Source organism: Pseudomonas sp. VI4.1 (assembly GCF_002029345.1).
Lineage (GTDB): Bacteria > Pseudomonadota > Gammaproteobacteria > Pseudomonadales > Pseudomonadaceae > Aquipseudomonas.
This window is the reverse complement of sequence record NZ_MULM01000133.1, coordinates 19,223-37,658: the sequence shown is the minus strand read 5'-3', so window position 1 is coordinate 37,658 and position 18,436 is coordinate 19,223. Positions and strand designations below refer to the sequence as shown.

The following is an 18,436-nucleotide window of genomic DNA, read 5'->3' as shown; positions in this document are numbered from 1 at the left end:
AATAGACTGTGTTCGTTAACCCGGGCCCGCTCACGGGCCCGGTGAACAAAAACGACTTAGTTCAAATGCTCGACACGGATCCGTACGACCGGACCGACCACGCCTGCCAAGGCTTCCAGGGCGGCGATCGCGTCGTTCATGCGCTGTTCACGCACACGGTGAGTCAACAGAATCATCGGCACCAGGCCGTCGTGTTCTTCGACTTCCTTTTGCATGATCGATTCGATGTTGATGCCACGCTCCGACAGAATGCTCGCCACCTGAGCCAATACGCCCGGATGGTCCTTGGCCTGAATGCGCAGGTAGTAGGAGCTTTCGCAGGCTTCGATCGGCAGGATCGGGTGGGCCGACAGCGAATCCGGCTGGAAGGCCAGGTGCGGCACGCGGTTTTCCGGGTCGGAGGTCATGGCGCGAACCACGTCAACCAGGTCGGCGATCACCGACGAAGCCGTCGGCTCCATGCCGGCGCCAGCACCGTAGAACAGGGTCGAACCGGCAGCGTCACCGTTGACCATCACCGCGTTCATCACGCCGTTGACGTTGGCAAGCAGGCGATCGGCCGGGATCAGCGTCGGGTGCACGCGCAGTTCAATGCCGGCAGCAGTGCTGCGTGCCACGCCGAGGTGCTTGATGCGATAACCCAGCGCTTCGGCGTAGTTCACGTCAGCGGTGGTCAGCTTGGTGATGCCTTCGGTGTATGCCTTGTCGAACTGTAGCGGGATGCCGAACGCGATGGACGCGAGGATCGTCAGCTTGTGGGCGGCGTCGATGCCTTCGACGTCAAAAGTCGGATCGGCTTCGGCGTAACCCAGGGCTTGCGCCTCGGCGAGGACGTCTTCGAACGTCCGGCCCTTTTCGCGCATTTCGGTCAGGATGAAGTTACCGGTGCCGTTGATGATGCCGGCCACCCAGTTGATACGGTTGGCGGACAGGCCTTCGCGGATCGCCTTGATCACCGGAATGCCACCGGCCACGGCCGCTTCGAACGCGACGATCACACCCTTCTCGCGAGCCTTGGCGAAAATTTCGTTACCGTGAACGGCAATCAGTGCCTTGTTCGCGGTGACCACATGCTTGCCATTCTCGATGGCCTTGAGTACCAGCTCACGGGCAACGGTGTAGCCGCCCACCAGCTCTATGACGATGTCGATCTCAGGGTTCGTGGCCACTTCGAACACATCGTTGGTAATCGCAATACCGGTCGTTTGGAACTGAGGCTTTGGCGTGCGCGTGGCAATTTGTGCCACTTCGATTCCACGCCCGGCACGACGAGCAATTTCCTCGGCGTTGCGCTGAAGTACGTTGAAGGTACCGCCACCGACGGTCCCTAACCCACAGATGCCTACTTTGACCGGTTTCACTGTGAACTCCCCATAAAACGGCCGACTCGAGGCCGGCCGTGAAAACAACCGCATAGTTGCGGTTCTCTATTAATGGCCAGGCGGATGACCGCCCGACCATGATCGTCAAAGGCTGACCGTGACGATACGAACTTTATTTCGCATCCAGCGCCAGTTTGGCGACTTGTGGTGCTGGCTGGTAGCCCGGAATGACCTGGCCATCAGCCAAAACGATGGCCGGTGTACCGTTCACGCCGATCGACTGACCGAGGGCGAACTGCTTGGAAACCGGGTTATCGCACTTGGCGGCCTTGATTTCCTTGCCGTCGACCATTTTGTCCATGGCGGCCTTCTTGTCTTTCGAGCACCAGACCGCTTGCAGCTGTTCGTCACCCGGCGACCCCAGGCCCTGGCGCGGGAACGCCACGTAGCGCACTTCAATACCGCGCTTGTTCAGCTCAGGCACTTCGGCGTGCAGTTTGTGGCAATACGGGCACGTGGTATCGGTGAACACGGTGATGTGCGATTTGGTTTCGCCGATCGCCGGGTAAACCACGGTTTCCGCTACCGGAATCGCGTTGACCAGTTTGGAAACGCCCAGGCGTTCGGTCTTCTCGGTCAGGTTGACCGGCTTGCCGTCCTTGAGCTGGAACATGTAGCCCTGCATCACGTACTGGCCGTCGGCGCTGGCGTAGAGCACACGGCTGCCCTTGAGCTTGACTTCGTACAGACCGGCCAGCGGGCTGGCGCTGATGGCTTCGATCGGGGTTTCAAGCTGGAGGCTTTCCAGGCTTTTACGAATCGCTTTGTCGGCCGCGTCATCGGCGACGGCAAAGGTGCTGACCAACGCAATGGCTGCGGCGGCGAAAATCTGGGTCAGACGCATGAGAACTCCTGAAGGCGGACAAATGGGACGATCAGAACGCCCGTGCCGAAACACCGGGTCATAATCGCCCATCGTGCAAACCGGCAAAGCCTACCACATAAGGCCCCTGTGGCCGAATGCGCCTGACGCAAGACATCTTGAGGGCGCTCCCACAGGGACCCGCTCAGCCGCGCGGGTGGTGTTTGGCGTGCAGGTCTTGCAGGCGCGCCCGGGCGACGTGGGTGTAGATCTGCGTAGTGGACAGGTCGCTATGGCCCAGCAGCATCTGCACCACCCGCAAATCAGCGCCGTGGTTGAGCAGGTGCGTGGCGAAGGCGTGACGCAGCGTATGCGGCGACAGCGACTTGCCGATCCCGGCGACCTTGGCCTGGTGCTTGATGCGGTGCCAGAAGGTCTGGCGGGTCATCTGCTCGCCGCGCTGACTGGGGAACATCACATCACTTGGACGCCCCCCAAGCAGTTCATGGCGGCCATCACGCATATAGCGCTCAACCCAGACGATCGCCTCCTCGCCCATCGGCACCAGTCGCTCCTTGCTGCCCTTGCCCATCACCCGCAGCACGCCCTGGCGCAGGTTGACCTGCTCCAGGGTCAGGCTGATCAGCTCCGTCACCCGCAAGCCGCAGGCGTAAAGCACTTCGAGCATGGCGCGATCGCGCTGGCCGATGGCTTCGCTCAAGTCCGGTGCCTTGAGCAGCGCCTCGACATCGGCTTCCGACAGGGATTTAGGCAATGGCCTGCCGAGCTGAGGCATATCGATGCGCAAGGTCGGATCGACAGCAATCAGCTTTTCCCGCAGTAAATAGCGATAAAACCCACGCACGCCGGAGAGAAATCGTGCAGTTGAACGGGGCTTGTAGTTTTGTTCCAGGCGCCAGGCCAAGTGATCGAGGATCAACTCGCGTCCGGCGTTGATCAGCTCCAGGCCTTTCTCCTGCAGCCAGCCGTTGAACAAGGCGAGATCGCTGCGATAGGCATCGCGAGTGTTATCGGACAGGCCTTTCTCCAACCACAGGGCGTCGAGAAATTGGTCTATCCGTGGGTGGTCAATGGCGGGCATAGAGGCTCAGGTCACTGGAAAACTGACGGCAAGTCTTTCATAGCCTGCTGTGGCTTTATAGAGCCTGATGCAATTGATTGGGTGATGGCGTGATCTCTTGCAGGAGCGAGGCTTGCCCGCGAAGACGGACTTACATTCAACATTTATGTTGGCTGATATGACGTCTTCGCGGGCAAGCCTCGCGCCTACAGGTCAGGTTTGTATCGGGCAAATCGCAGGCAACAAAAAAGCAGCCCGCAGGCTGCTTTTTTCTGCATCGGAAGCTGGACTTAAGCCAGTTTTTCCTTGATGCGAGCTGCTTTACCGGACAGGTCACGCAGGTAGTACAGCTTGGCTTTACGTACGTCACCACGACGTTTAACGGCCATGCTGTCGATTTGCGGGCTGTAGGTCTGGAAAGTACGCTCTACGCCAACACCGTTGGAGATTTTACGCACGGTGAAAGCACTGTTTACGCCGCGGTTACGCTTGGCGATAACAACACCTTCGAACGCTTGCAGACGCGAACGGTCGCCTTCCTTCACTTTCACCTGAACGACAATGGTGTCGCCCGGGGCAAAGGTAGGGATCTCTTTGGTCATCTGCTCTGCTTCGAGTGCAAGGATGATTTTGTTAGTCATGCTGTGCTCCTAAGGTAGATCGTCGGATCTACCATCGATACGTTGTTAACTATCGTCCCGCTCGCGGATGTATTCCTCGAGCAGCTTCTTCTCTTCTCCAGAAAGCGAGCGGCTTTCCAGAAGATCGGCGCGTCGTTCAAAGGTCCTACCAAGGGACTGCTGTAAACGCCAACGCCGGATATGCGCGTGATTGCCACTTAGCAATACGTCGGGAACACGCTGATCCGCATACACCTCCGGTCGGGTGTAGTGCGGGCAATCCAGCAAACCATCCGTAAAGGAATCTTCCTCGGCGGAGTCCGCATGCCCTAAAGCTCCAGGCAGCAGTCGTGTAACCGCATCGATCAGGACCATCGCCGGCAGCTCACCGCCAGACAGTACATAGTCGCCAATCGACCACTCTTCATCGACATGAGCTTCAATAAAACGCTCGTCAATGCCTTCATAGCGGCCGGCAATCAGGATCAATGCATCCAGATTCGCCAACTCGCGTACCGCCGACTGATTCAGTTGACGGCCTTGGGGGGACAGGTAAATCACCTTCGCCGCCTCCCCGGCTGCTGCCTTGGCCTGAACCAACGCATCTTCCAGGGGCTTGATCTTCATCACCATGCCCGGACCACCGCCAAATGGGCGATCGTCCACAGTGTGATGTCGATCCGTCGTGTAGTCTCGCGGATTCCAACAGGTGAGCTGCAACAGCCCCTGTTTCACCGCACGACTGGTGATGCCGTACTCGCTGATGGCGGAGAACATCTCGGGAAACAAACTGATCACTTCTACGCGCAGGTTAGCCACGTTTAGAAGTCCGCATCCCATTCCACCTTCATCTCGCCCGCGGCCAGGTCGACGGCCAACACGCATTGCTCCGTATAGGGCAACAGGCGTTCGCGATCATCCAGGCTGCCAGCGCAAGGCTTGACCACCATTACATCATTGGCGCCGGTTTCCAGAAGATGATCGATTTTCCCGAGCAATTGCCCGAGTTGATCAATAACCTTCAGACCTTCCAGCTGGTACCAGTAGTACTCGCCGTCGGTCAATTCAGGGAACAGGTTGCGCGGCACGCAGATCTCATAACCGGCCAGAAGACGCGCTTCTTCACGATCATCGAGACCCTTGAGCTTCGCGACCAGGAACTTGTCGTTCCCACGTCCGCTGACCAGCTCGACCTGTTTCACATTGCCTTCGCGCTTGAGCGTCCAGGTTTTGTACTGCAACAGGTTTTCAGTCGGATCAGTAAAGGAATACACCTTCACTTCGCCGCGAACGCCATGAACCGAATAAATTTTGCCGATAACGATCAAATCATCAGCAACAGCTGGCGTCGCGTTCATATTGCTCAGGCTGCGGCCTTAGCCGAGTCCTTCAACAGCTGAGCAACACGCTCAGATGGTTGTGCACCAACGCTCAGCCAGTAGGCTACGCGCTCTTGGTTCACGGACAGGCGGACTTCTTGACCACGAGCGATCGGGTTGAAGAAACCAACTTGTTCCTTGTGAGAGCCGTCACGTGGGTTGCGGCTGTCAGTTACGGTCAAGTGGTAAAACGGGCGCTTTTTGGAGCCGCCAAGGGCAAGACGGATTGTTAGCATGTGAACATCGTTCCTGTAGTCGGTGCTGCAAATCTAAAGGCACAGCGGGCATAGGTGCCCGAAAGGCCGCATATTCTAAGGAATATCCGGACTTTTGCAAATGTCTTTTTCCGGCGGCCTTCCGGTCGCCATCCAGATTTGCTATAGAGCCGTCGTTGAAAACGGCCAGTCAGCTCCCGCCAAGTGCGGGTTTGCTGGAGTTCCCACATCTCTGTGGTACTGCGCCGACATCTCTGGCGGCGCGGATTCTTTACATCTTGGGCATGCCGCCGCCGGGCAACATACCGCCCATGCCGCGCATCATTTTGGCCATTCCGCCTTTCGCGGAGAATTTCTTCATCATCTTCTGCATCTGCTTGTGTTGCTTGATCAAGCGACCGATGTCCTGCACCTGGGTGCCGGAACCCATGGCGATCCGGCGTTTGCGCGAACCGCTGATCAGCTCAGGGTCGCGGCGCTCGGCCGGGGTCATGGAATTGATGATGGCTTCCATCTGCTTGAATTGCTTCTCTGCCGCGCCCTGGGCGTTGCCCATTTGCGCCAGGTTCACGCCGCCGATGTTCGGCAGTTTGTCCATGAGGCCGCCGAGGCCGCCCATGTTTTTCATCTGTTGCAGCTGATCGCGGAAGTCTTCGAGGTCGAAGCCCTTGCCCTTCTTCAGCTTCTTGGCCAGCTTGTCGGCCTTGTCCTTGTCGAGGGTCTGCTCGGCCTGCTCGATCAGGCTGAGCACGTCGCCCATGCCGAGGATGCGCGAAGCAATACGCTCAGGGTGGAACGGCTCGAGCGCTTCGCTCTTCTCGCCCATACCGATGAACTTGATTGGCTTGCCGGTGATGGCACGCACCGACAGGGCGGCACCGCCACGGGCGTCGCCGTCGACCTTGGTCAGGATCACACCGGTCAGGGGCAGCGCGTCGCCAAAGGCCTTGGCCGTGTTGGCGGCATCCTGGCCGGTCATGGCGTCGACCACGAACAGGGTTTCGACCGGGTTGATCGCGGCGTGCAGCGCCTTGATCTCGCCCATCATCTCTTCGTCGATGTGCAAGCGACCGGCGGTATCGACGATGACCACGTCGATGAATTTCAGTTTCGCTTCTTTAATGGCTGCTTGCGCGATGTCGACCGGCTTCTGGCTCAGGTCGGACGGGAAGAAGGTCACGCCGACTTCGCCCGCAAGCATTTCCAGCTGCTTGATCGCCGCCGGACGGTAAACGTCCGCGGAGACGACCATCACCGATTTCTTCTTGCGCTCTTTAAGGAAGCGCGCGAGTTTGCCAGCGGTGGTGGTTTTACCCGCCCCCTGCAAACCGGCCATCAGCACGACGGCCGGCGGCACGGCGCTCAGGTTCAAGTCTTCGTTGGCCGCGCCCATCAGGCTTTCGAGTTCGGCCTGGACAATCTTCACGAAAGCCTGGCCCGGCGTCAGGCTGCGCGACACCTCGGTGCCGACGGCGCGCTCCTTGACCGAGTTGACGAAGTCTTTGACCACCGGCAAGGCGACGTCGGCTTCGAGCAACGCCATGCGCACTTCACGCAGGGTGTCTTTGATGTTGTCCTCGGTCAGCTTGGCCTTGCCGGTGACATGGCGCAGCGTCTGCGAGAGACGGTCGGTTAAGTTTTCAAACATTGCGCGATCCTTTCAGGCCCTGTGTAGACCGGGATAATGGCGGCCCAGACCGGAATCAACATGTGCTCGGCGAGCCTGCGGCGTGGGCAGGTCGCGGATTATAGCGAAGACTGCGTCTGGCGGACACCTCGCACTTTCGTGCGGCGTGGGTTCTATGCCAAACTCAGCGCCTTTCGGGCTTGCCTAACAGGATTTATGCTCCCCTTGTCACCCAGCTTGCTTACCACCCTCGCCGCCGCCTGCTTGTATGCCGCTGCGACCCTCTATCAGGGCACTCGTCTGGCCACCGGCGCCAAGGCCAACAAACGCCTGCTGGTCACGCTCGGCGTGCTGGCCGTGCTGGCCCATGGCGCCAGCCTGGTCACCCATCTGTTGACGCCGATCGGCCTGGGCCTGGATTTTTTCAGCGCCGCCAGCCTGATCGCCGCGGCGGTCATTGCCCTGACCCTGCTGGCCTGCTCGCGGATTCCGGTGGAGAACCTGCTGATATTACTGTTCCCGCTGGGCCTGGCGACCGTGTTGCTCGCGCAGTTCGCCCCCGCCGGGACAGTGCAGATCATCGACGAGGAGCCAGGCATCCTCGCCCACATCCTGCTGTCGATCCTCGCCTATGGCATGTTCACCATTGCGGTGTTCCAGGCGCTGCTGTTGCTGGTTCAGGACCATCAACTCAAGCACAAGCACCCGTCTGGGCTGATCAAGAACTTCCCGCCGCTGCAAACCATGGAAAGCCTGCTGTTCGGCTTCCTCTGGGCGGGTTGGACCCTGCTGTCGTTGTCGCTGATCTCCGGCTGGCTGTTCGTCGACAACCTGTTCGCCCAGCATCTGGTGCACAAGACCTTGCTGGCGTGCCTGGCCTGGATCGTCTTCAGCGTGCTGCTCTGGGGCCGCAACCGCCTGGGCTGGCGCGGACACAAGGCCATTCGCTGGACCCTCGCCGGTTTCTGCCTGCTGATGCTGGCGTACTTCGGCAGCAAGCTGGTCCGTGAATACATCCTGCACATCTGACGGGCGGCATTAATGGACGAATTGCCCATAGGGCCGATGCTTGCAGTCATGGCCCTGCTGATTTTATGGTCGGGGCTGTTTACCGCCATCGAAGCGGCACAACAACATTTGCTGGCCCAGCGCACCGCCTCGCGCTCCAGCGACAAACCCGTGGCGAAACTAAACTTCCCGCTGAACAGCCTGATCCTCTGCAACACCCTGTGCCGCGCGCTGGTGGTGGTCATCAGCACGTTGCTGGCGATTTTCACCTGGGCCGAGAACGGTCCATGGGCCGCTTGCGTCGGTGCCGGCGCCATCCTGCTGGTGTTCGCCGACTACCTGCCACGCACCCTCGCCGTGCGCTACCCGGACGCGGTCCTGGCGCTGGGCAACACCTTGCTTGGCGCGCCACTGAAAATCATCTACCCGGCTGCCTGGCTACTTCATGGCATCAGCCAGTTGCTGATGCGACCGTTCGTGCGCAAAGCCAAAGTGGTGCAACAGAGCGAAGACGAAGCGCCGAACGATAGGCACGACGATCGCGAACACGCCGTCTGCCGCCCGCACCCGCTCTCGGGTATCCACGCGCTGGACGACATCACGGTCAACGATATTCTGGTTCCGCGCAGTGACGTCGACGGGATCAACCTCGACGACGCCCTCCCGGACATCATCGAACAACTGCGTCACAACAAACGCACGCGCCTGCCGGTGTTCCACAGCGATATCAACCAGGTCGAAGCGGTGCTCAACACCCGGCAGATCCGCCACTTGCTGCCCGACGGCAGCCTGACCCTGGAATCGCTGCTGGCGGCCAGTCACGAGCCGTACTTCGTGCCTGAAAGCACACCGCTGCAACTGCAGTTGCTCAATTTTCACAAACAGCAGCGACGCCTGGGCATGGTGGTCGACGAGTACGGCGAAGTGCTCGGCATCGTGACCTTGGAAGACATTCTCGAAGAAATCGTCGGCGAGTTCGAAAGCCAGCACAGCCTGGATAACCCGCATATCCATCCCCAGGCCGATGGACGCCTGGTGATCGATGGCGCGGCGTCGATTCGCGACCTGAACAAGAGCCTGGGCTGGCACCTGCCCAGTGATGGTCCGAAAACCCTCAACGGGTTGGTCACCGAGGCGCTGGAGACGATTCCCGAGAGCGCGGTGTGCCTGAAGATCGGGCGGTATCGGCTGGAAATCCTTGAAACCGAAGACAACCGCGTCACGCGCGTGTTGATCTGGCATACCGCCACAGTGCAAACCCCTGCTTGAAATCATACCCCTGTGCTACCCGCACGCTGCGTTAAAACCCACATCCCTGGGTGTTCGACCATAATAATTAGCTCCACTGGGGCACATGACTGTCAGGGATAACCGCATGACGACCAGCACGACCTATAACGACACCACGCCTGCGCAACCGACGAACTCCGCCACCCGGGTGGCCACCGCGAGCTTCATCGGTACCGCCATCGAATTCTACGACTTCTACGTCTATGCCACGGCGGCAGCGCTGGTGATCGGCCCGGTGTTCTTTCCGCAGACCTCCGGCACCGCGCAGATGCTGTCGGCGTTCCTGACCTTCGGTATCGCCTTCCTTGCCCGACCGCTGGGTTCGGCGCTGTTCGGCCACTTCGGTGACCGCATCGGACGCAAATCGACCCTGGTGGCCTCCCTGTTGCTGATGGGCGTATGCACCACGCTGATCGGCGTACTGCCGGGCTACGACAGCATCGGGGCGTGGGCGCCGATCCTGCTCTGCGTGCTGCGCTTCGGTCAGGGCCTGGGATTGGGGGGTGAATGGGGCGGCGCAGCGCTGCTGGCGACGGAGAACGCGCCCAAAGGCAAGCGCGCCTGGTTCGGCATGTTCCCGCAGCTCGGCCCTTCGATCGGCTTTCTCGCGGCCAACGGGCTGTTCCTGACCCTGGCCATGACCCTGGACGATGAACAGTTTCGTTCGTGGGGCTGGCGGATTCCGTTCCTGCTCAGTGCCGCGCTGGTGATGGTCGGGCTGTACGTGCGCCTCAAGCTCCACGAAACGCCGGTGTTCGCCAATGCCATGGCTCGCCAGGAACGGGTGAAGATTCCGCTGGTGGAGCTGTTAAGCCAATACTGGGCGCCCATGCTGCTGGGTGCCGGGTCGATGGTGGTGTGTTACGCACTGTTCTACATCTCGACCGTGTTTTCATTGAGCTATGGCGTGTCGACACTCGGTTACACCCGCGAAACCTTCCTCGCGCTGTTGTGCTTCGCGGTCCTGTTCATGGCCGCGGCCACGCCATTGTCGGCCTGGGCAAGCGACCGTTACGGGCGCAAACCGGTGCTGATCATCGGTGGCGTGCTGGCGATTCTGTCCGGATTCCTGATGGAACCGCTGCTGACCCAAGGGTCAACGTGGGGTGTGGCGCTGTTCCTGTGCATCGAGTTGTTTCTGATGGGCGTGACCTTCGCGCCAATGGGGGCGCTGCTGCCGGAGCTGTTTCCGACTCACGTGCGTTATACCGGGGCGTCGGCAGCCTACAACCTTGGCGGAATCGTTGGGGCCTCGGCGGCGCCGTTCTTTGCGCAGAAACTGGTGGCGATGGGGGGGCTGAGTTATGTCGGCGGGTATGTGTCGGGGGCGGCGGTGTTGAGCTTGATCGCGGTGCTGTGCCTGAAGGAGACGCGTAACAACGATCTGAATCGGGTGGCCTGAAGCAACGGCAACGGCAACGGCAAAAGCTTCGCGAGCAAGCCCGCTCCCACAGGTGACCGAGTTCTAACAGCAAGAATGCGGTCAATGTGGGAGCGGGCTTGCTCCGGGCGGCGATCCGACGAATGCCGCGACTCGGTTAGAGCTCGACTACGACAGCCTGGGAAGCGCGGGTTGCCTTGGCACGAGCCGCCTCGATCGACTCATCCCGCGCCAACGCCACGCCCATCCGACGCTGACCATTGACCTCAGGCTTGCCGAACAGGCGCAGCGCCGTGTCCGGCTCGCTCAACGCCGCGCCCAGGTTGGCGAAAGCGGTCTGGGTCGATTGCCCTTCCACCAGAATCACCGCCGAAGCCGAAGGCCCGAACTGACGGATCAACGGAATCGGCAGGCCCAGGATCGCCCGCGCATGCAGGGCGAACTGCGACAGGTCCTGGGAAATCAGGGTCACCAGACCGGTGTCATGCGGACGCGGCGACACTTCGCTGAACCACACCTGATCGCCCTTGATGAACAGCTCGACGCCAAACAGACCACGGCCGCCCAAGGCTTCAGTGACCGCTTTGGCCACGCGCTCGGATTCCGCCAGGGCAACCGGGCTCATGGCCTGTGGTTGCCAGGATTCCTGGTAGTCGCCCTTCTCCTGGCGATGGCCGACGGGCGCGCAGAACGTCGTGCCGCCGATGTGACGCACGGTCAACAGGGTAATTTCGTAGTCGAAGTCGATGAAGCCTTCGATGATCACCCGCCCTTTACCGGCGCGGCCGCCTTCTTGCGCGTAATCCCACGCGGTTTTCACATCATCGGCGCTGCGCAGCAGGCTCTGGCCCTTGCCCGAGGAACTCATGACCGGCTTGACCACACAGGGGAAACCCAAGTCTTCGATAGCCTTGCTGTAATCTTCGAAGGTGTCGGCGAAGTGGTACGGCGAGGTCGGCAGGTCCAGCTCTTCGGCGGCCAGGCGACGGATGCCTTCGCGGTTCATGGTCAGCTGCGTGGCGCGCGCAGTCGGGATCACGGTGAAACCTTCGGCTTCCAGCTCGACCAGGGTCGCGGTGGCGATGGCTTCGATTTCCGGCACGATGAAGTGCGGCTTCTCGGCCTCGATCACGGCACGCAGGGCAGCGCCGTCGAGCATGTTGATCACGTGGCTGCGATGCGCAACCTGCATGGCCGGCGCGTCGGCATAGCGATCCACGGCAATCACTTCAACGCCCAGGCGTTGCAGCTCGATCACCACTTCCTTGCCCAACTCACCACAGCCACACAGCAAGACGCGGGTCGCGGTTGGCGACAATGGAGTTCCGATACGGGTCATCTCAGGTCCTCTATGGAGCGGATCATCGAGGGTTGCAGCGAAAGCGCGCTTCCCATGGGGAGAAAGCGCGGCATTTTACATGAACCGCAGGCTTTGGCTTCAGCTGGCGACGACCTGAGGAGATTGTAGGAGCGAGCTTGCTCGCGAGAAACGTCAAGGCACCGCATTCATTCAGATTGGGTGCGTTATCGTTGACGACCATCGCGAGCAAGCTCGCTCCTGCAAGGTTCAGGAATCGGATTTCGCAGGCAGCATCCAGATAATCCCACTGGCCTTGGCCCGCTCATGACACAACCCCAACACCCTGCGCCGCTCCTCGTTGTCCATCCGGCTCCAGCGCGTGATCTCTTCCACCGTGCGCTGGCACCCGGTGCACACATCGTCCTCGTCCAGCGCACAGATATTCACACAGGGCGATCGGACCGGGCGTTCGGCGGTGTTCATGGTTCCTGCTCAGCCAGATCGCGGGCGTAACGCTGAGCGTTATGCACATAGTGAGCGGCACTGGCCTCCAGCATCTGCTTCTGCGCTTCGGTCAACTCGCGCACCACCTTGCCGGGCGACCCCATGACCAATGAGCCGTCCGGAATCTCCTTGCCTTCGCCAATCAGCGAGTTGGCGCCAATGATGCAGTGCTTGCCGATTTTCGCGCCGTTGAGAATCACCGCGTTAATCCCGATCAGGCTGTAATCACCGACCGTGCATCCGTGGAGCATGGCGTTGTGGCCAATGGTCACACCGGTGCCAATGGTCAGCGGGTAGCCCATGTCGGTGTGCATCACCGTGCCATCCTGCACGTTGCTGTTGTTGCCGATCAGAATCAATTCATTGTCGCCACGCAACACGGCATTGAACCAGACGTTGGCGCCCTCTTCCAGCTTGACCTTGCCGACCAGTACGGCGTTGGGTGCGACCCAGCTCTGTGGATGGGTTTCGACGCGGGCGTCGCCCAAGCGATATTTCATCTTTGTTCCCTCGAGGCTCAGGCAGGCTCACTTGCAAAAAGGTTTGGCCATTTCGAATGATGGCTTCAGGTGTCGGTAAAACGCTTGGGCGGTTGGTGCAGACTGATTTTGGCGTCATAAAGCAGGTTGATCAACTCCACGATCATGATCGCGGTCAGGCCCCAGATCTTGTATTCGCCATAACGGTAACTCGGCACGTACCAACTGCGGCCCTGGTAATCGATGCGATGGGTATGTTCCCGAGGGTCCGTGCGGAAGAACTCCAGGGGTACGCTGAACACCGCGGCAATCTCGGCATCGTTGGCCTGATAGTCGACGAAGTCCGGAATCACCCCGACATAGGGCGTGACCTTGATGCCATGCAGGGAGATCAGCGGACTCAGCGGGCCGATCACTTCGACCAGCCCCGGCGGCAGGCCGATTTCTTCTTCAGCTTCGCGCAGGGCGGTGAACACCAGGTCCGGGTCTTCGGGGTCGCGGCGACCGCCGGGAAACGCGACTTCGCCACCATGGGTCGAAAGCCCGCTGGCGCGCAGGGTCAGAACCAGTTCCGGTTCATCACTGCGAGTGATGGGCACCAGGACCGCGGCCTCAGGAAAACGCATGTCGGTTTCCAGTGTGCGTGGGGTGTGGTTGCTTACTCGATGCAGTAGCTCGTCCAGCATGAGACTTCTCGACTTATTCTCTACCTTGCATCATGCACCAATCGAACCGACCGCCCAACCCCATAACCGCAGCATGTCGCTAAACGACAACTTGCCGACTGACACCGCCGCACGCCAAGATAGGCACAGCATTCAGGAACCCAAGCATGAAATTTTGCAGTCAGTGCGGCAACCCGGTAACCCAGCGCATCCCAGAAGGCGATTCGCGCCTGCGTTATGTCTGCGATAGCTGTCATGCGATTCATTACCAGAACCCCAATATCGTCGCCGGTTGCGTGCCGGTCTGGGGCTCGAAGGTATTGCTGTGCCGACGCGCCATCGAGCCGAGGCTCGGTTACTGGACCCTGCCCGCAGGCTTCATGGAGAACGGCGAAACCATCGAGCAGGCGGCGATTCGCGAGACCGCTGAAGAGGCGTGTGCCCGGGTGCGCAATCTGAGCATCTATACCTTGATCGACGTGCCGCACATCAGTCAGGTACACGTGTTCTTTCGTGCCGAGCTGGTGGACCTGGATTTTGCCGCCGGCCCCGAAAGCCTGGAAGTGGCACTGTTCGAAGAGGCCGACATCCCTTGGTCCGAGCTGGCTTTCCGTACGGTAGGCCGTACCCTAGAATGCTACTTCGCAGACCGGCGGACCGAGACCTACCCCGTGCGGTCCGAATCGATCCCGCCGCTCGCTCAACCTGCCATCCGTTAAAAAACCTTCTATAAATAAAATAGTCACGACACCTTTCAGGGATATCGTTTCAATGCGCTGGTTGCTTGCCGTGTTTTGCATGTCGTTCGTCGCTATTTCCCAGGCCTCCACGGCGGAAACCCTGGATGGCAAAGTCGTCGAAAAAGTCCTGGTGCTCAAGTCGGCCCATCAACTGCAATTGATCAACGACGGCAAGCCGCTCAGGACTTATCGCATTTCATTGGGAAAAAGACCGGTCGGTCCGAAACTCATGGAAGGCGACAAACGCACACCTGAAGGTTTTTACTGGGTGGACTGGCGCAAGACCAGCGACCGTTTCAACCTGTCGATGCACATTTCCTACCCGAACATCAGCGACGCCGCCCGCGCCCGGCGCGAAGGCGTCGAACCCGGCGGCATGATCATGATCCACGGCACTCCGGATACCGAAGACAACCCCGAAGCCCTGTTCCACACCCTGGACTGGACCGACGGCTGCATCGCCATGCGCAACATGGACATGCGCGAGGTCTGGGGGCTGGTGCCGGATGGCACGATGATCGAGATTCGTCCGTAGCATCCCTCTCTCTGGCAAAGGCGCTTTTGTGGCGCCCCTCCTCCAGCTTCGTGTTTTGACCGCTACCTTCGGTCGCCATCGAAAAATAAAATCAAAAGATCGCAGCCTGCGGCAGTTCCTACCGGGGTGATACCACTGCCACGTGTAAGAGCTGACGCAGGCTGCGATCTTTGCTTTCAAAATCCCCATCGCTAATACCACTTAAAGCCGGCGCCTGATAAAGGCGCTCATAAGGCCCGGTATTCCTGCGCTTCAAGCCAAGTGGCCTGATTGACATGGTATTGAAGTGGTATTAGTTTTCGCTGCATTACCGGGCGACAACACTCCAATATCCGCATCGGACACCCTCTATGAATGACCTCCAGGCGCTACGCCCTGACGATACCCAGCCCACGCCGCTGTACCTGCAACTGGCGCGCAATCTGGAAGCGGCGATCCATGCCGGCCAGTGGAAAGCCGAACAGGCCATGCCGTCGGAGCGCAATCTCAGCGAAACGCTGGGCATTTCCCGCGTCACGGCACGCAAGGCGCTGGAAGTGCTGTTCGAACAAGGGCTGATCCGGCGCAATCAAGGTTCCGGCACGTTTATCACCCCGCGTCTGGAGCAGCCGCTGTCGCGCCTTTCAGGCTTCAGCGAGATGTTGCGGCTCAAGGGCTTTGTCCCCGGTTCGCAATGGCTGGAGCGGGAAATCACGCCGCCGACCCACGAAGAACTGATCCGCCTGGGACTCTCACCCAACGACAAGGTCGCGCGGCTCAAACGCCTGCGCAAGGCCGATGACACGGTGATGGCGATCGAGATGAGCACCCTGCCCGCCACGATTATTCCCAAGCCGCAGGCGGTGGGCGACTCCCTCTACGAATACCTCGACGGCATCGGTAAACCGGTAGTCCGCGCCTTGCAGCACATCCAGGCGATCAACGCCTCGGACGAATTCGCCGCGCTGGTGGGGATCGCCCCCGGCACCGCGATGCTGCTGATGACCCGGGTCGGCTACCTGGAAGACAACACGCCGATCGAAGTCACCGACACCTACTGCCGCAACGACTACTACGATTTTGTCGCAGAGCTTCGCAGGTAAAGAGCTCCGTAGATAAAGAGCTTCGTTGATAAAGAGCTTCCCCGATAAAGAGCTTCGCCGCTCAAAGCCGCGCCGCTGAACGAGAGAACCGATCATGTCCGAAGACAACATCCTCACCGCCCACGGCTGGGTTCGCGGCCGGCTGATCCATCAACACGGCAGGGTCGTGTCCATCGAAGGCCAGCCTTGCGATCCGGCGGACAATGACTTGCCTTACCTGCTACCGGGCTTCATCGACCTGCACGTTCACGGCGGTGGCGGCAAAGACATCATGGAAGGTGCAACCGCCTTCGAGACCATCACCAGAACCCATGTGCGTTTCGGCACCACGTCGCTGCTGGCCACCACCATGACCGCACCGGGCGAAGAGATCTCCCGTGTACTCAAAGATGTCGGCGAGTTTTGCGAGCAGCGGCCCAAAGGCAGCGCCCGAGTCCTCGGCGTGCATCTGGAAGGTCCGTACATCAACCCCGGCAAACTCGGGGCCCAACCGAACTTTGCCCACACCGCGTTGATGGCCGAAGTCGAAGAATACCTGGCGCTGGCACCGATCCGCGTCATCACCATCGCCCCGGAAATTGCCGGTCACGACGCTTTGATCCGCAGCCTCAGCAGTCGCGGAGTACGCATGCAAATCGGCCACACCCTCGGCAGTTACGAGGAAGGCGTGGCGGCGCTGGAGGCCGGCGCGACCAGTTTCACCCACCTGTACAACGCCATGAGCCCGCTGCATCACCGCGAGCCGGGCATCGTCGGCGCGGCGCTGGCTCATGCGAAATATGCCGAGCTGATTCCCGACTTGCTGCACGTCCACCCCGGCGCCATCCGCGTGGCTCTGCGTTCGATCCCGTGCCTGTATTGCGTCACCGATTCCACCGCCGCCGCGGGCATGCCCGACGGTGAATACAAGCTCGGGAGCCACACTGTCACCAAATGCCTGGGCGGTGTGCGTCTGCCTGACGGAACCCTGGCCGGCAGCACCCTGACCATGGACCAGGCCCTGCGCAACCTGGTGAAGATCGGCCTGCCGATCGCCGAGGCCTCGCAACGTCTTTCGCAATTTCCCGCCGACTACCTCGGCCTTCAAGAACGCGGCCGCCTTGCACCTGGCAGCTGGGCCGACTGCGTGCGGCTCGATCGCACACTCACACTGACCGCCGTCATGGTCGAAGGAGAAGACATTGACTTCAAAAATGCTTGAAGAGGCGCTGTCCTCGTTCGAGGCCGTGCAAGCCCAACTGCAACACCTCGACCCGCAGATGATCGAGATCGCCGGACGCCTGCGTCGTCAGCCGCCGCAAGTGGCGATGACGGTCGCCCGCGGCAGTTCCGACCATGCGGCCAGTTACTTCGCCTACCTGACCATGCAGCAACTGGGCATTCCGGTGGCGTCGTTGCCGATGTCGGTGGTGACCATGCAACAGGCGCCGCTGAAGGTCAGCGGCCAGGTGGCCTTCGCTTTCTCGCAGTCCGGGCAAAGTCCGGATCTGGTGAACAGCCTGCGCCTGCTGCGCAAGCGCGGCGCCCTGAGCATTTCGATGGTCAACGCCGAGAGTTCGCCACTGGAAGCGGCCTGCGAATTCAGCCTGCCGCTGTGCGCCGGCATCGAAAGCAGCGTCGCCGCGACCAAGAGTTTCATTGCCACCCTCAGCGCCAGCGCCCGGCTGGTCGCGCACTGGAAACAAGATGCGGAGTTGCTGGAAGCCGGCCTGGCCCTGCCGGAAGGCCTGCGCGAGGCGGCACGACAGGACTGGAGCCTGGCCATCGAAGCCCTGCGCGATTGCCAGCGCCTGATGGTGATCGGCCGTGGCGCCGGTTTCGCCATCGCCCAGGAAGCGGCGCTGAAATTCAAGGAAACCTCGGCGATCCAGGCCGAAGCCTTCAGCAGCGCCGAAGTCCGTCACGGCCCGATGGCCTTGATCGATGAGCACTATCCATTGCTGGTATTCGCCCCGCGCGGTGCCGAGCAGGCCGGGTTATTGAGTTTCGCTGCCGACATGCGCCAGCGCGGCGCCCGGGTATTGCTGGCGGCCCCGGAGGATGTCATCGAACGCGACCTCACCCTGACCTGCGCCGAACATCCGTCTCTCGACCCGATCCTGGCGATCCAGAGTTTCTACGTCATGGCTGCCGGTCTGGCGGTCGCCCGAGGCATGGACCCGGACCAGCCGCGCCACTTGAGCAAAGTCACGCGCACCCACTAACTCAAATACCGAACGAATCCCCCCCTGCAGGAGCTGGCTTGCCAGCGAAGGCGGCCTCAACGACGACGCTTGCCTCAAGGGCCTCTTCGCTGGCAAGCCAGCGCCTACAGGGGCGCGATGATCCGATCCGTAGTTTTTATTG

The 18,436-nt window shown here is 60.5% G+C and carries 20 protein-coding genes; 8 read left to right on the top strand and 12 right to left on the bottom strand.

The features are described 5' to 3' along the window. Window positions 1-56 precede the first annotated feature (56 nt). The 8 genes from BZ163_RS10415 to ffh form a co-directional block, all read right to left on the bottom strand. Window positions 57-1,361, bottom strand: coding sequence for a homoserine dehydrogenase (locus BZ163_RS10415; RefSeq protein ID WP_128870837.1), 1,305 nt, complete (start codon window positions 1,359-1,361; stop codon window positions 57-59). 133 nt (window positions 1,362-1,494) lie between these two features. Beyond that, a complete protein-coding gene (gene dsbC / locus BZ163_RS10410; protein ID WP_128870836.1) occupies window positions 1,495-2,226 on the bottom strand; it encodes a bifunctional protein-disulfide isomerase/oxidoreductase DsbC in 732 nt (243 codons plus the stop codon). A gap of 163 nt (window positions 2,227-2,389) precedes the next feature. After that, window positions 2,390-3,286: a site-specific tyrosine recombinase XerD gene (gene xerD / locus BZ163_RS10405; RefSeq protein WP_128870835.1), complete on the bottom strand. Its 897-nt coding sequence runs from the start codon at window positions 3,284-3,286 to the stop codon at window positions 2,390-2,392. Between the two features lie 269 nt (window positions 3,287-3,555). Further along, window positions 3,556-3,906, bottom strand: coding sequence for a 50S ribosomal protein L19 (gene rplS / locus BZ163_RS10400; protein ID WP_003175895.1), 351 nt, complete (start codon window positions 3,904-3,906; stop codon window positions 3,556-3,558). A gap of 45 nt (window positions 3,907-3,951) precedes the next feature. After that, window positions 3,952-4,725, bottom strand: a complete 774-nt coding sequence (gene trmD / locus BZ163_RS10395; protein ID WP_178084677.1) for a tRNA (guanosine(37)-N1)-methyltransferase TrmD — start codon at window positions 4,723-4,725, stop codon at window positions 3,952-3,954. Then, complete coding sequence (rimM, locus tag BZ163_RS10390; RefSeq protein WP_008014731.1) at window positions 4,707-5,243, bottom strand: ribosome maturation factor RimM; 537 nt, start codon at window positions 5,241-5,243, stop codon at window positions 4,707-4,709. The genes trmD and rimM overlap by 19 nt, the downstream gene beginning before the upstream one ends. 5 nt (window positions 5,244-5,248) lie before the next feature. Further along, entirely contained in the window at window positions 5,249-5,500 is a 252-nt protein-coding gene (gene rpsP, locus BZ163_RS10385) for a 30S ribosomal protein S16 (RefSeq protein WP_025854836.1), read from the bottom strand. 250 nt (window positions 5,501-5,750) lie between these two features. Continuing rightward, window positions 5,751-7,127 carry a signal recognition particle protein gene (ffh, locus tag BZ163_RS10380; RefSeq protein ID WP_008014733.1) on the bottom strand — a complete coding sequence of 459 codons (1,377 nt, stop codon included), beginning with the start codon at window positions 7,125-7,127 and terminating at the stop codon, window positions 5,751-5,753. A 195-nt stretch (window positions 7,128-7,322) separates the two neighbouring features. Here ffh and BZ163_RS10375 point away from each other — a divergent pair, with 195 nt between their 5' ends. The 3 genes from BZ163_RS10375 to BZ163_RS10365 all read left to right on the top strand — a co-directional run bounded on the left by BZ163_RS10375 (window position 7,323) and on the right by BZ163_RS10365 (window position 10,806). Then, window positions 7,323-8,135 carry an inner membrane protein YpjD gene (locus tag BZ163_RS10375; protein ID WP_128870834.1) on the top strand — a complete coding sequence of 271 codons (813 nt, stop codon included), beginning with the start codon at window positions 7,323-7,325 and terminating at the stop codon, window positions 8,133-8,135. 12 nt (window positions 8,136-8,147) lie between these two features. Next, window positions 8,148-9,383 carry a transporter associated domain-containing protein gene (locus tag BZ163_RS10370; RefSeq protein WP_128870833.1) on the top strand — a complete coding sequence of 412 codons (1,236 nt, stop codon included), beginning with the start codon at window positions 8,148-8,150 and terminating at the stop codon, window positions 9,381-9,383. 106 nt (window positions 9,384-9,489) lie between these two features. After that, entirely contained in the window at window positions 9,490-10,806 is a 1,317-nt protein-coding gene (locus BZ163_RS10365) for an MFS transporter (protein ID WP_128870832.1), read from the top strand. Between the two features lie 136 nt (window positions 10,807-10,942). On the opposite strand, the gene purT is transcribed toward BZ163_RS10365, so the two are convergent. The 4 genes from purT to BZ163_RS10340 all read right to left on the bottom strand — a co-directional run bounded on the left by purT (window position 10,943) and on the right by BZ163_RS10340 (window position 13,754). After that, window positions 10,943-12,124 carry a formate-dependent phosphoribosylglycinamide formyltransferase gene (gene purT, locus BZ163_RS10360; RefSeq protein ID WP_128870831.1) on the bottom strand — a complete coding sequence of 394 codons (1,182 nt, stop codon included), beginning with the start codon at window positions 12,122-12,124 and terminating at the stop codon, window positions 10,943-10,945. 228 nt (window positions 12,125-12,352) lie between these two features. Next, window positions 12,353-12,568, bottom strand: a complete 216-nt coding sequence (locus BZ163_RS10350) for a DUF1289 domain-containing protein (RefSeq protein WP_128870829.1) — start codon at window positions 12,566-12,568, stop codon at window positions 12,353-12,355. Next, window positions 12,565-13,089, bottom strand: coding sequence for a gamma carbonic anhydrase family protein (locus tag BZ163_RS10345; RefSeq protein WP_128870828.1), 525 nt, complete (start codon window positions 13,087-13,089; stop codon window positions 12,565-12,567). The genes BZ163_RS10350 and BZ163_RS10345 overlap by 4 nt, the downstream gene beginning before the upstream one ends. 65 nt (window positions 13,090-13,154) lie before the next feature. Beyond that, a complete protein-coding gene (locus BZ163_RS10340) occupies window positions 13,155-13,754 on the bottom strand; it encodes a CoA pyrophosphatase (RefSeq protein WP_128870827.1) in 600 nt (199 codons plus the stop codon). A 146-nt stretch (window positions 13,755-13,900) separates the two neighbouring features. Between BZ163_RS10340 and BZ163_RS10335 the strand changes: the two genes are divergently transcribed. From BZ163_RS10335 to BZ163_RS10315, 5 genes are all read left to right on the top strand, one after another. Further along, entirely contained in the window at window positions 13,901-14,452 is a 552-nt protein-coding gene (locus BZ163_RS10335) for an NUDIX hydrolase (RefSeq protein ID WP_128870826.1), read from the top strand. Window positions 14,453-14,504: 52 nt separating this feature from the next. Beyond that, window positions 14,505-15,008, top strand: coding sequence for a murein L,D-transpeptidase family protein (locus tag BZ163_RS10330; RefSeq protein WP_128870825.1), 504 nt, complete (start codon window positions 14,505-14,507; stop codon window positions 15,006-15,008). Window positions 15,009-15,358: 350 nt separating this feature from the next. Further along, window positions 15,359-16,090 carry a GntR family transcriptional regulator gene (locus tag BZ163_RS10325; protein ID WP_128870824.1) on the top strand — a complete coding sequence of 244 codons (732 nt, stop codon included), beginning with the start codon at window positions 15,359-15,361 and terminating at the stop codon, window positions 16,088-16,090. A 94-nt stretch (window positions 16,091-16,184) separates the two neighbouring features. Beyond that, window positions 16,185-17,291, top strand: a complete 1,107-nt coding sequence (nagA, locus tag BZ163_RS10320; protein WP_128870823.1) for an N-acetylglucosamine-6-phosphate deacetylase — start codon at window positions 16,185-16,187, stop codon at window positions 17,289-17,291. Next, window positions 17,272-18,294, top strand: a complete 1,023-nt coding sequence (locus tag BZ163_RS10315; protein WP_128870822.1) for an SIS domain-containing protein — start codon at window positions 17,272-17,274, stop codon at window positions 18,292-18,294. The genes nagA and BZ163_RS10315 overlap by 20 nt, the downstream gene beginning before the upstream one ends. Window positions 18,295-18,436 lie beyond the last annotated feature (142 nt).